Origin of the sequence: Alloalcanivorax xenomutans, assembly GCF_032810065.1 — a bacterium.
Classification (GTDB): domain Bacteria; phylum Pseudomonadota; class Gammaproteobacteria; order Pseudomonadales; family Alcanivoracaceae; genus Alloalcanivorax; species Alloalcanivorax xenomutans.
Genome location: NZ_CP136538.1, coordinates 2,490,826 through 2,504,075 on the forward strand (window position 1 = coordinate 2,490,826; position 13,250 = coordinate 2,504,075).

General features: G+C 56.6%; 8 protein-coding genes. 7 read left to right on the forward strand and 1 reads right to left on the reverse strand.

Annotated features, from left to right (window positions below; genetic code table 11):
- The first annotated feature begins 344 nt into the window (after window positions 1-344).
- The 6 genes from RYH70_RS11530 (at window position 345) to RYH70_RS11555 (ending at window position 11,104) form a co-directional block, all read left to right on the forward strand.
- Window positions 345-1,298 (forward strand): endonuclease, encoded by a 954-nt coding sequence (locus RYH70_RS11530; protein WP_317009147.1) that lies wholly within the window; start codon window positions 345-347, stop codon window positions 1,296-1,298.
- A 201-nt stretch (window positions 1,299-1,499) separates the two neighbouring features.
- Window positions 1,500-2,240, forward strand: coding sequence for a GntR family transcriptional regulator (locus tag RYH70_RS11535; protein WP_317009148.1), 741 nt, complete (start codon window positions 1,500-1,502; stop codon window positions 2,238-2,240).
- Window positions 2,237-3,949, forward strand: a complete 1,713-nt coding sequence (leuA, locus tag RYH70_RS11540; protein WP_022994308.1) for a 2-isopropylmalate synthase — start codon at window positions 2,237-2,239, stop codon at window positions 3,947-3,949. The genes RYH70_RS11535 and leuA overlap by 4 nt, the downstream gene beginning before the upstream one ends.
- A gap of 810 nt (window positions 3,950-4,759) precedes the next feature.
- Complete coding sequence (locus tag RYH70_RS11545) at window positions 4,760-6,076, forward strand: outer membrane protein transport protein (RefSeq protein WP_317009149.1); 1,317 nt, start codon at window positions 4,760-4,762, stop codon at window positions 6,074-6,076.
- Window positions 6,077-6,090: 14 nt separating this feature from the next.
- Complete coding sequence (locus RYH70_RS11550) at window positions 6,091-9,717, forward strand: Ig-like domain-containing protein (protein WP_317009150.1); 3,627 nt, start codon at window positions 6,091-6,093, stop codon at window positions 9,715-9,717.
- 302 nt (window positions 9,718-10,019) lie between these two features.
- Window positions 10,020-11,104, forward strand: a protein-coding gene (locus RYH70_RS11555; RefSeq protein ID WP_317009151.1) for an IS3 family transposase whose coding sequence is annotated in 2 segments (ribosomal slippage) — window positions 10,020-10,269 and window positions 10,269-11,104 — 1,086 coding nt in all. Because the reading frame shifts where the segments join, the coding sequence is not laid out codon by codon here.
- A 262-nt stretch (window positions 11,105-11,366) separates the two neighbouring features.
- Here the strand turns inward: RYH70_RS11555 and RYH70_RS11560 are convergent.
- A complete protein-coding gene (locus tag RYH70_RS11560) occupies window positions 11,367-12,083 on the reverse strand; it encodes a hypothetical protein (protein WP_317009152.1) in 717 nt (238 codons plus the stop codon).
- Between the two features lie 563 nt (window positions 12,084-12,646).
- Between RYH70_RS11560 and RYH70_RS11565 the strand changes: the two genes are divergently transcribed.
- Window positions 12,647-13,231, forward strand: coding sequence for an Rpn family recombination-promoting nuclease/putative transposase (locus RYH70_RS11565; protein ID WP_317009153.1), 585 nt, complete (start codon window positions 12,647-12,649; stop codon window positions 13,229-13,231).
- Window positions 13,232-13,250 lie beyond the last annotated feature (19 nt).

The following is a 13,250-nucleotide window of genomic DNA, read 5'->3' on the forward strand; positions in this document are numbered from 1 at the left end:
ATACCGGGCGCACAAGTATCGCAGACCCGCTTGCCGATCTAAGCAAGCCGCCGTAGGAGCTTGCCCTGCAAGCGAATAGCCCAACGCTGGAAGGCCTGGTTCGCCAGCAAGGCTAGCTCCCACGGATATGCTACGAAGCCGCTGTGGGAGCTTGCCTGCAAGCGAATAGCCCAACGCTGGAAGGCCTGGCCGCCAGCAAGGCTAGCTCCCACAGCGGCTTCTTGGCTCCTTCTGATCGCGCTCTTACATTGTCATGTTCCCCTTTCCCCAGTCGATCAAATCGCTATACTGCGCGCCGCTCACTTCACGCCGTTCCCACACTGTAAAACAAGGCTTTTTTGTTAATGGTATTATTGAAACGCGGACTCCTTGCTCTCTTTGTTTGTCTTTTCACCTTATCGGCGCAGGCCGCGCCACAACACTTCGCCGAAGCAAAAAAAGAACTGCGCGATCACGTTTACAATGATCGCAATCAGGTCGGCGACGCCTACTGCCAATGCACCTGGGACTGGACCGGCCGCACCGGTGGCCGGGTACATCTGCGGGAATGCGGTTACCAGGTCCGCGCCCAGGCCAACCGGGCCGCGCGCATTGAATGGGAGCATATCGTTCCCGCCTCCAACTTCGGCCGCCAACGCCAGTGCTGGCAACACGGCGGGCGCCGTAACTGCGCATCGGAAGATCCCGTATTCCGCGTCATGGAAGCGGACATGCACAACCTCACCCCGGTGGTGGGCGAGGTCAACGGCGATCGCAGCAACTACAACTTCGGACCGGTTCGGAACGTGGCCGCTCAATATGGCGCCTGTGATTTCAAGGTCGATTTCAAACACCGCACCGCGCAACCACCACCGGCACTGCGCGGCCAGATCGCCCGCGTCTATTTCTACATGGCCGACCGTTATGACCTGCGCCTGAGCAAACAGCAACAACGGCTCTTGATGGCCTGGGACCGCGGCCATCCAGTATCCGCCTGGGAGCGCCAGCGGGACCGGCGCATCGCCGCCATCATGGGGCACTCCAATCCGTTCGTTACCAGCGAACGAAGCTGGACGCTGAACCACCGCAACAGCCGCGAGGGCCTGGTCTCCACCGTCGCCGGTGCCAAGCAGCCTACGGTCAAAGCCGCAAGCGCCCGGCCCGCGGGCCCCATTCATGGCAACCGCAACAGCAAGGTCTACCATCTGCCCCAGGGCTGCCCCAGCTATAACGCCATGAAACCCAGCAACCGGGTGAACTTCGACAGCGAAGCCGCCGCCCGCGCCGCCGGCTACCGCAAGGCCGGCAACTGCCGCTGACTAAGCGGTGGGGCGGCCCTCCAGCGTTGGGATATTCGCTTGCAAGGCAAGCTCCCAAAGCGGCTTCGTAGCATGATCCGTAGGAGCCAGCCGGGGCGGCGCTCCGCTTGCCAGCTAACGCAAAACACTCCCCATCTATTTACAGCACCGCCTTACCGTCATACTCTAAATTGGATCCAGGATCCAATTTAGAGGTGCATCGTGCCCCGCAAACCCATTCCCACGCTCTCCGGTGTCTTCACGCCCACCGAGACCCCGGCCCATCTGGCACGGGACGTGATCGAAAGCGCGCTGCGCGAAGCGATCATGGACGGCCGCATCCCGCCGGAAACCCCGCTGCGCCAGGAAGAGATCGCCGCCCTGTTCGGCGTCAGCCGCATGCCGGTGCGTGAAGCGCTGCGCCGGCTGGAGTCCCAGGGGCTGCTGCACATCCAGCCATACAAAGGTGCCGTGGTAACCGCGCTGATCAACCAGGACGCCATGGATACCTACGGCGTGCGCCTGCTGTTGGAACCAGAAGCTCTGCGTCTGTCGCTACCGCATCTGAGCGACACCGACCTGGCCGACGCCTCCGCTCGTCTGGCCGCCCTGCGAAAAGCCAGGGACAGCGCCACCCTCGCCCGCCTCAACCGGGAGTTCCATATGGCGCTCTACCGGCGGGCCGGCAACGCCCGTCTGCTGTATCTGATCGAGCAGGAATTGGAGCAGGAAGAGCGCTTCTTGCGCTTCCATCTCTCCGCCATGGGCACCGGCCACCAGGCCCGCGACGACCACGAAGCCCTGCTCGATGCCGCGCGGAGTGGCGATGAGAGCCGTGCCCTGGCACTGCTACGCCGACATCTGAGCCAGGCCGAACAAGCCATCCGCCACTACCTGGCGGATCAGGACAACGCGGAGTCACCAGCGGGTGATGCCCCCCGAACAGCAGGAGAACCGAAATGATGTTGAAGGACCCGTCCAGCAAATACCGCCCCTTCCAGACCGTCCAGCTGCCGGACCGCCAGTGGCCCGACCGCGTTCAGCGGCACCCGCCGGTCTGGTGCAGCGTGGACATGCGCGACGGCAACCAGGCGTTGATCGATCCCATGAGTCTGGAGCGCAAGCGGCGCTTCTTCGATCTGCTGGTACGCACCGGTTTCAAGGAAATCGAGGTGGGCTTCCCGGCGGCCTCGCAGATCGATTACGACTACGTGCGCGAGCTGATCGAGACCAACGCCATCCCCGGCGACGTCACCATCCAGGTGATGACCCAGGCCCGGGAGGATCTCATCGAGCGCACTTTCGAGGCGCTGCAAGGCGTGCCTCGCGCCATCGTCCACGTCTATAACGCCACCGCGCCAGTGTTTCGTGAAGTGGTGTTCAATGTGGACCGCCAGGGCTGCATCGACATCGCCACCCACGCCACCCGGCGGATCCGGGAACAGATGGCGCGCTGTCCGGACACCGACTGGACCTTCCAGTACTCCCCGGAGACCTTCTGCTTCACCGAGCAGGATTTCGCTCTGGAAATCTGCGAGGCGGTGATGGACGTAATGGCACCCACGCCACGGCACAAAATGATCCTCAACCTGCCCACCACCGTGGAGGTCGCCACCGCCAACGTGTTCGCCGATCAGATCGAGTGGTTCTGCCGTCACCTCTCCCGGCGGGACAGCGTCATCATCAGCGTGCACCCGCACAACGACCGTGGCACCGGCGTTTCCAGTGCGGAACTGGCATTGCTGGCCGGCGCCGAGCGGGTCGAGGGCACCTTGTTCGGCAACGGCGAACGCACCGGCAATCTGGACCTGCTCAACCTGGCCATGAACCTGTACGCCGCCGGCGTCAGCCCGGGCCTGGATTTCTCCGACATCCACCACACCCAGCGGGAAGTGGAATATTGCAACCAGTTGCCGGTGCATCCGCGTCACCCCTATTCCGGTGATCTGGTTTTCACCGCCTTCTCCGGCTCTCACCAGGACGCCATCAAAAAAGGCTTCGCCGCCCGCGCCAACAATCCGCAAGGATTTTGGGAAGTGCCCTATCTGCCGGTGGACCCGGCGGACCTGGGACGCAGCTATGAAGCGGTGATCCGCGTCAACAGCCAATCCGGCAAAGGCGGCGTGGCTTATCTGATGGAACAGCACGGCATCACTCTGCCCCGCCGTCTGCAAATGGAGTTCAGTACCGCGGTGCAACTCATCGCCGATCAAACCGGCCGCGAAATCACCGGCGACATGATTCTCGAGTGCTTCCGCAAGGAGTACCTGTTCGAAGCAGCCCCTCTGGCGCTGCGGGATCCGGTGGTGACCACCGCCGACGGCCAGGCCCGTTTGCGTGGCACCCTGCAAACGCCGGAAGGCGAATTCACCCTGCAAGGCAGCGGCAATGGACCATTATCAGCATTGGTGGATGCCTGCGCCCGGTTGGGGCTGGCCTGCGACATCGCCGACTACCACCAGCACTCCGCCGGGGACGGCGCCGACTCGGAAGCGTACGCCTACGTGGAAATCCGGGTGGGCACCCGGCAGCTGTTCGGCGTCGCCCGGGACCAGAATGTGCTCACCGCCTCCCTCCAGGCCCTGATCCGCGCCCTCAACCGGGCGATAGGCAAAGGATGGCTGGCCATGGAAAGCCGCCAAAATGTGACACGCATAACACTAACAGACTGATTTATAGGCATTTTACACACAGTTACCATCACTTATGAGAGAGTGGGGTCCTCGCTGGCGACCAAGGATTCGGTCACACCCGCCCCCAACGGGTGCCAATCAGTGAGACCCCTTCTTTCAGGTATTGAAAGCATGGCCGTTCTAATCCCCCCCCCCCAAGAACGGCCATCTCTTTTTTCCCCTTCTCCTGCTTACGCTATGAAGTCCCTGTAGGTGCTTGATCCACTCGCAGGCAAACCAGCTTCCCATGGATCGTGCTACGAAGCCGCTGCGGGAGCTGCCCTGGCGGCGAATACAGCGCGAATCCATATCTCCAGAATCAATAGCCCCCACAATCGCCCCACAATTCGTGCACATCTGTTTACTTTTTGGTTATAAACCTCTTCCTTACAAATACCTCATTGCATTTCCTTAAAAGAAAAACGGCCCAATAAGAATATTGATGGCCAACTTTCCTGTCCCCTTTTTTTGCACCTCCGGTGCAGATTGGTAGCACTGTCTTTTTCTCAATCAAAAATTGCTTTTGCAAACGTCCCAAGCACCTTCTATTTCTTCTGTAAAAATCACTGCAAATCGAGCTCTTCGCTTTTAAATGGCGCAGAAGATAAAGGTCAACTCTTTGATTTATAAAGACTTATTTTTCACCTTCGAGTCCCTGTTTGAAACTTTAGTGCCAACTTGTTACGTGCCCCCATTCTTATGGGGTACTCTCCATTGAACCGGAGAAGCCGCCCGGGGATGGGCAAGCGCCGGCCTCTCGAACAATAAAACATCACTACGATAAGAAGATAATCAGGAGGATTGTCAGCAATGACACTAAGCCCCGTATTGAACCGTGGCCTCGGTGCCGCGGCGCTGTTGCTTGCCCCGGCGATCGCTTGCGCGAACATGGGTAACCTGGGCACCACCTACGGCGTCATGCCCAGCGATGTCGCCACCGTCCAGGCCCTCTCCATGTTCAACACCCAGGTCTCCACCACCTACTACAATCCGGCTTTCCTCGCCCGCGACACCCGTGGCGAAATGACCGCCGGACTCATGCACGCCGATCCCAACCTCAAGGCCGACAGCCAGAACCACGGCAAATACAAGGTCCAGGACGATCCCGCACAGCAAATCCTCCTCGGCCTGCGCACCGACCTCTCCGACATCGCCGAACTCGGCCAGCCCCTGGTCCTCGGCCTGCTGCTCGGCTCCGAAAAATACTCCCAGGAACTGATGGCCTTCACTTCCCAGACCGCCCCCTATGGCCAGTACTTCAGCCATGGCCGCGAGCCCCTGTTCCTCTCCCTGGGCATCGGCACCAACATCTGGCGCGGTCTCGCCATCGGTTTCGCCACCCGCGTCACCCTCCACTCCGACGCCAAGCTGGTCGCCCACACCGACCTCTCCGGCAACACCCAGTACGAGGCCCTCGACGTCACCGCCAAGCCGGTACTGCGGCCCATCCTCAGCATGAGCCTCGACTGGAAGGAGACCTTCTGCCCCGACGCCGACTGCTGGTACAACGGCGTGGAAACCGCCTTCGCCTTCCGGGGCTACTCCTACGCCCGGGTCAGCGTCGACGCCAACACCATCATTCCCGGCACCATCCCCGAGCCCGGCCTGTTCATCAACCTGAGCACCATCGATTCCTATCAGCCCAACACCTATGTGTTCGGCACCCAGGTCAAGCGCGGCAAGTGGCGCACCGGCGTCGCTCTGGAGTTCCAGGAATGGTCCAAGCTGGAAGACAAACTCACCGCCGGCCACGACGACATCAAGGACGTGGGCGATCTGCAGTTCCGGGACACCTTTATTCCCCGCATCGGCGTGGAATACGAATTCGAGCCCGGCATTGGCTTCTCCGGCGGCATCGCCTATCAGGAGTCGCCACTGGAGACCGGCGTCAATAAAGAGATCAACTATCTGGACGCCCGCCGCACCATCTTCGGCCTGGGCTTCCACGCCACCGCCCAGCGGGTCTATGGCTTCAAGCATCCGGTGCGCTTCGATCTGGCCTACCAGTACCACGCCATCGGCGAACGGGACTTCCGTTTGATCTCCGACCAGACCGGCAACAACGACCGCGTCAAGACCGACGGTGACGTCAACGTCTTCGCCGCCTCCATCAGCATGCAGTTTTAAGGGGGGAGAACCTTATGCTTCGCGGAACCTTTAACCAGACCCTGTACGGGACCTTATTAATAACCGCCTGCGCCACCGTCCTCACCGCCTGTGGCGGCAGTGATGGCTCCAGCATGCCCGGCAATGATGCCAACGACGCCAAACGCCAAAGCCTGCTCTATGCCTATCCCGATGACGGGCAGGCCGAAGTGCCCACCAAGGCACCGGTGGTGCTGCGCTTCACCAGTGACGTGTCACTCGGCGACGTGGAACAGAGCGTCACCCTGTGCTGTGACGCCGAAGGCGGCAACCTGGACTACACCGCCGAAACCGTGGGCCCGGACCCGCGCGGCGTGATCCTCACACCGGCGCAATCGCTGAGCCCGCTCACCGACTACACCATCGCCATCAAGAACCTGCGTCTGCGTAACGGCACCTCCGCCGACCGCACCCTGCGCTTCACCACCCGGCCACTGGCCGAAGGGCCCAGAAGCCTGGTGGTCAAGGACGACGGCTTCGCCATCGACCGGCAAATGCCCAATGGCGACACCAACGAACCGATCATGGATTTCTCCAGCTTCCGGTTCCAGTTCACCCAGCCGGTAGACCGCGCCAGCGCCCGCTACGGCGACACCGTAGTGCTCACCGACAGCAGCGGCGAAACCGTGGAAGCCACGCTCCTGATCAACGGCCACTACATGACCGTGGATCCGAAACCGGAGTATCTGACACCCGGGCAGAGCTATACGCTGAGCCTCACCAACGGTCTCACCAGCACCTTTGATGAAGCCTTCGCCGGCACCGAGATCAACTTCACCCCGGCGGACTCCTCACCGCGTGGCGAACCGGCCATGCTGGTGCAGCGGATCACCCAGAGCGGCCTGTCCCGCCTCACCGGCAAGAACATCAACCAGGTGCCCGTCAACGGCACCTTGCTCGGCGAAGACGTCAACGTCACCCAGGCCAGCGCCGACGCCGTGGTGGCCGAACTGGCGGACGTCACCGAATACCCCGACGTCACCCCGATCCGCCTGCCCCGCGGCACCAAGCTCACCGGCAGCGCCATCGAAATGGTGATGATCGGCGGCGAAGTCCCCGCCGGCTTCGGCTCCGGCCCCGTGGACATGCGCCTCACCAGCGACGCCACCGGCTACCTGGTGCCCAACCCCTACAACGTCCATAACCGCGCCGACGCCCTGCGCATCGTCCACCTGCTCATGGACGTGGGCATCGCCACCGAGGACCCGCGCGCCAACGGCGGCTTCACCCAGGACATCATGCACATCGAACTGGTGGGCGTGGCCGAAGTGGACACCGAAGCCGGCGTCCTCAACCTGGACGCCGTCGGCATGGTGGAACCCAACATCCTCGGCCAGGAATACGGCTACGGCCTGCTCAGCTTCCAGCTGCAGTCCTACAAGGATCAGATGAATACCCCCACCGCCCCGGAAGACAAAACCGGCCCCACCCTGCAGAGCTGGACCCTGGGCACGGATACCCTCACCGGCGAGGACAAGTCCCTGCTGGCCAAGCCGGGGGATCCGATTATTTTGAACTTTGATGAGGCGTTGGATGGTGCGAGCCTGAATAAACCGGGGTCATTGTCTTTGACCAAGGATGGGGCTGCCGTCGATTTCGAGTATTACCTGGACGGGGCCAGTCTGGTCATTCAGCCGGAAGGCGGCTTGCGTTACGAGCCGATTTCGGAAAACCCGGAATATACGTTGCAATTGGGGAGTGAAATTGAAGACATAGTGGGTAACTCACTTTCACCAGAAACACTGACTGTTCAGCTATCCGGTTTAGTGGGGACTCGAAACCGTCCTGATACCAGTGGCGCCTATTCACCAGAACCGGTTCAAGTAAATTCGCCCCAGCTTCTAAGTGCTTATCCTGGCTTTCCTTGTACGACCGATCCAGCCACCCGGGATTTGGCAAACGGTCTTGTAGGTCGATGTGCCGGTGGATTAGAGGAAGGCTGGACCAGCGATTACCCACTCAGCAATCACAAGCCTGATGACAACCTACCTCTAATGTCATTATCAGAAAATCAGCCTATCGTCCTGCAGTTCAGCAAGGAAATTGACCCTGCCAGTGTAAAAATCGGCGGAAGTTTCAACGTCACCCGTGTCAATACGGCGGGAGAACCCATTAATGCTAATGGGGAACTACTTTCCGAGCCATCTACAATCCAAGGCGAAATAACCGTTACAGGTCAGAGCGTTACTTTTGTACCAAATGAGCCCTGGACTGTGGGGCAAATTTATAAATACAGTTTAGGTTCTAACAATGATACGGAGCAAGCTGCCAATCAGCCTTCAGGCTATATAGGCAGTTCCGAGGCGGTTTGTGATGGAACTGGTGCTATTTGCAGCAGAGACGGCCTTCCGCTTCGAACACAACCACTTGGTATTGTTCATCGCGAGCCAATTACAACCCCAAATATATATGGTGGTCGGGTTGTAGCCGATCACTACCTAGAGAGAGACTACTTTGTTGTTGATGGAGGAGGCCCCAACCTCGACATATTCTTTAAGGGCGCCAAACACAATATTGGGATCGTCCTCCAAACTCTGAGGAGCATGCCCGATGCGGACCTGAACGGAAATCTCATTCACGATGTAGACTCCGTAACGGACAAGCTTAGCCAAGGATCAACTGTTAGCGGTTATTATAATAAAGGCATTTTGCTCAGTTCGTATGATGAGAATGGTTTTCGTCTAGCCGCGCAATACAATAATCAGGAACCCCTCCCGAGTATATTGGACCCAAATGCTGAACCAAGACACGACCCCGGTGGAATCCTGGGCCTTCCTAATAGTGCAAAAATTCTCTCCTTGAACCTCAACGGTAGTATAGATGAAGACGAGACTCCTTGGATGCTTCAAGGCACGGATAACCCGTTGATGATGATACCCATGGCAGTGCTCGGCGTGGATGGTGGTAATATCGGCTGCGGCTATGAATCGGTTTACGATCCCGCAACCGGCGAAGAAATTGACGTACCAACCACCCCTAGCTTGAATGTTATCGGCAGTAATCCAGTTTCCTGTCCAGATCGAAAGTTTACCTACATCAAAATGGGACTGAACGCCACGGTAACGAATAAGTATGTCAGAGACAAAGGCATTAAAGTTCTGATATGGCCTTCGCAGGTCCTGGCAACGTCCATCATGACTTACGCTCGAAATCCCATAGGGGGATTTCCTACAATCATGACACAGTCCGGCGACCAATTGATGAGAATGCGCTACGCTAAAGATAATCCTTCCTGCATCGACTCCGAAGATGCCTTCTGTCCGCGCACTCAACCAATAACTGGATGGATTAACCAGGATACAGATGGAACGCCAACTCTAACTGCTGAAGTTGATCTTTATGTGGATCTACCTTTTCTGAGTAGAGCTCTTGATGGTATTAATGTCCGTCATAATTTGAGCAGCTACCCAATTAATATGATACTAACTGGCCCTATTTCGTTCCTAGACGACGGCAGGATGCTGGTGCAACAAAGAAACCTCAACCCTGTGAGTATCAACTTAGAAACTTTTGCTAATGGGGCAGGCGGGATTGCCGGCGGCAGACTCCCAATGCAAATTCCTTCTCAAGGAACCTTTTTACAAATGGTGTCCACACCGATAAAGTTGCTTTCACAAGATTAAAATTCAGCAGTAGACCATGTGTTAATCCGTCACATCTTATGGCGGATTAACGCAAAACCTTTCGGCACAATTATGTTGAGGATTCTTTATAGTCATCATTACCACGATCTAATCTTCGTCATTCTAACGAAGCCCCCTGGGCTTGACATAATTACTTAGCAAACGCTAACGTATCGAAGCTATCGTGATAACACTTTTCGTTGTATTCCAGCATCCCAGCCCAACTGATTTTGTAATCCCCCCGAAAAGTAATCGAGGTTTTGAGTAGAGACTTTTACACTGATCGCATTGAGGAGCGACACATGAAGAAGTCTCGATTTTCCGATAGTCAGATAGTGGCGATTCTGAAGCAGCACGAAGCCGGGGTTCCGGTGGCGGAACTGTCCCGCGAACACAACGTGAGTACGGCGCTGATCTATCAGTGGCGGTCGAAGTTTGGCGGCATGGACGCGTCGCTGATGAAGCGGCTGAAGGAGCTGGAGGCGGAGAACGCCCGTCTGAAGAAGATGTATGCGGAAGAACGGCTCAAAGCGGAGCTGCGCCAGGAAGCCCTGGAGGGAAAGCTGTAAGGCCGTCTCAACGCCGGGAGATGGCCATGAAGGGCGTGGCCAAGCACGGGCTCAGTATCCGGCTGGCCTGTGTCGTGTACGACATTAGTGAAACTTGCTACCGCTACCAGGCAAAGCTCAATGGCGAAAACGCCCTGATTGCGGACTGGCTACTCAAACTCACTCAGGCCCACAAGCGCTGGGGCTTCGGGCTGTGTTTTCTGTATCTCCGTAACGTGAAGGGCTATGCCTGGAATCACAAGCGTGTGTATCGGATCTACCGGGATCTGGAGCTGAATCTGCGGATCAAGCCCCGGCGCCGGATCAAGCGAGATTATCCGGGCGAATTGGCGGTGCCGACGGCGCCGAATCAAGTCTGGTCGATGGATTTCATGGGCGACCAGCTCGTCAGCGGCCAGTCGCTGAGAACGTTCAATGTGATCGACGACTACAATCGCGAAGGGCTTGGCATTGAAGTTGACCTGTCACTGCCTGCACAACGAGTGATACGTGCGCTTGACCAGATCATCGAATGGCGAGGAAAGCCCGCCGCCCTGCGCTGTGATAACGGCCCGGAATATATCTCGCAGGCGCTGGTGGAGTGGGCCAACAGGAAGCGGATTACACTGATCTACATCCAGCCAGGCAAACCGACCCAGAACGCCTACATTGAGCGGTTCAACCGAACCGCACGGCACGAATGGTTGGATCTGCATGAGTTCAGCAGTGTTGCTCACGCCCAGCTATTAGCGACCCAGTGGCTCTGGCATTACAATCACGAGCGACCGAACTCGGCTATCGGCGGCGTGCCGCCGGCCCACCTGTTACAAACCGGTTAACTCTCTACTCAAACCGGCGGTTACAAATGGGGGGATTACAACCACGATTTGCACCGAAAATTCACGATAGTCCGTCATCATGCTTTTTCTCGATTAGAATTTTCGCCTTCTTCTTCTCTGAAATTTCATCCTACGCCCCTTCCTTACCCTCAAGCCGCCCAGCTGATCACGATGGCGAACTGGAGTAGAACCTGCTTGGCGCCTTATAAAAAGGGCCACTTATCGTGGCCCAGAATAAAAAAGAGAGATCGCCCTCCTAATATCAATAAATAATTAGTGAGCTTCCCGGGCTTTGAAGTACCAAGTCACCACTTACCGTACAACCAGACAAAGTCTCATCTTCATAATAAAGGTTCGGATCATTAGATCCTGTACCGAAGGAAAAAGTATCAACATTATTATAAGTCACGTCATGCATATGCATATTGGCTTTTTGGATTAGCGGAGGAACATTGATGTCAATAGATCCAATGCTACCAATAAAACTAGTTATTGGGTACGGAATCCCAACATTCGCTGCATCGCTGTAGGGGCCATGTTCGTTGTTTTCGTCGATATACCACGGAAATTCGCCAAGGCCGACCAAACCACAAAGCAAACCGCCCGTAACATCAGCATCAGTGACCATGATCCCAATATTATATGGATTGCTACCCGCAATTCTGGTGTACCCTGATAATGATAGAGTACAGTCAACTTCAATGCCATCGCATACCAAATGGGTATCACCACTAAAGACAAAAGGATCTGCAGGATTCACACCGTTATTCCAGGTACCAGCAGGACTACCGGTACCGGGAGTACCGTGCCAATCTGAATGGTCAGTATCGTCAATGTTGAAATGATTGCTGCCATTATACTCAATACATGGAGTAGCAGCTCCCCCACAATCTGTATTGTCCCAACCTGCATTAGCAGCCTGAGTCAGCCCAAATGAAGCGACACCTAGTGCCGACAACATGATGATTTTCGCTTTCATAATCTTTCTCCTTTATTTCCATTTCACATGAGGAATGTTTGTTATTTCCCGCCAAGCCCAAGGCGACCCTCGGCTGCCTAACTGCTTTGTTCCCACGCTTCGTTGAAGCGCCCTACTCAGCCCTTACGGACCTTCCTTGAAGCCAAGCCATTACGACCGTACCAATCCCCAAAAAATTAACAATACGTAACCAGATTAAATTCAGACGCAAACGAGACTTTATTTATGTAACAGAAAAGACCCCTTCAAAATCAAACACTTAACCTTTTACTTCTGCGCCATTTTCGGGGAACTTCTGGGGTATTTATTGGATCTTTTCGGTCATTTTAATTACCCCAGAAGTTGCCAGGACTTCTGGGGTAATTATTATTTGGGCCAAAACGGTTGGCTAAGGTGGTTGTGGTTGGCTGTCCGGATGTTTTGGGAAAAAAGGAGCGGCGGTTATTCGCTTGCGAGCAAGCTTCCCACAGCAGAGGGAGCTTGGCTGACATGTCTTTCCGCTTCGGCTGACAGACCCGTCTTCGTCTCCACGCCATACTGCCCCGGTGATGTGGAAGGGGGGCATGATGGATCACGATACCGGTTACAAGCTGCTGTTCTCTCACCCGAGGATGGTCAGGGATTTCCTTGAGGGATTCGTCTCCGGAGATTGGCTCAGGAAACTCGACCTGGATTCCCTGGAAAAGATGAACGGCAGCTATGTCAGTGATGATCTGCGCAGCCGTCACGATGACGCGGTCTGGCGGGTGCGATGGGGACGGGACAGGATTTATCTCTATCTGCTGCTGGAATTTCAATCCACCGTGGAACGGTTTATGCCGGTACGGGTTCATACCTACACCGGATTGCTGTACCAGGATCTCATTCGCCGCCATGAGCTGGATGACAACCAGAAGCTCCCCTCCGTTCTGCCAGTCGTGCTGTATAATGGAGAATCCCGTTGGCGGGCTCCCATTCATGTCCGGAATCTGATTCAGCCAGGTCCGGCGGAGTTTTTGGGACTTCAGCCGGAGCAGGCTTTTCTGCTTTTGGACCAAGGCGCTTTTGATCTGGATCAACTGCATCAATGCGCAACTTGGTCGCCGCTCTGTTCCGTTTGGAGCATCATCGCACCTTTGCCGAGGTGCCCCAGGTTCTTGACGATTTGATAAACTGGCTGCGCCCAAC

Bases quoted from the DNA above. Each gene is read 5' to 3' on its own strand.
- leuA (WP_022994308.1), top strand. From the start codon at position 2,237: ATGATGTTGAAGGACCCGTCCAGCAAATACCGCCCCTTCCAGACCGTC.
- RYH70_RS11530 (WP_317009147.1), top strand. From the start codon at position 345: ATGGTATTATTGAAACGCGGACTCCTTGCTCTCTTTGTTTGTCTTTTC.
- RYH70_RS11545 (WP_317009149.1), top strand. From the start codon at position 4,760: ATGACACTAAGCCCCGTATTGAACCGTGGCCTCGGTGCCGCGGCGCTG.
- RYH70_RS11560 (WP_317009152.1), bottom strand. From the start codon at position 12,083: ATGAAAGCGAAAATCATCATGTTGTCGGCACTAGGTGTCGCTTCATTT.
- RYH70_RS11565 (WP_317009153.1), top strand. From the start codon at position 12,647: ATGATGGATCACGATACCGGTTACAAGCTGCTGTTCTCTCACCCGAGG.
- RYH70_RS11550 (WP_317009150.1), top strand. From the start codon at position 6,091: ATGCTTCGCGGAACCTTTAACCAGACCCTGTACGGGACCTTATTAATA.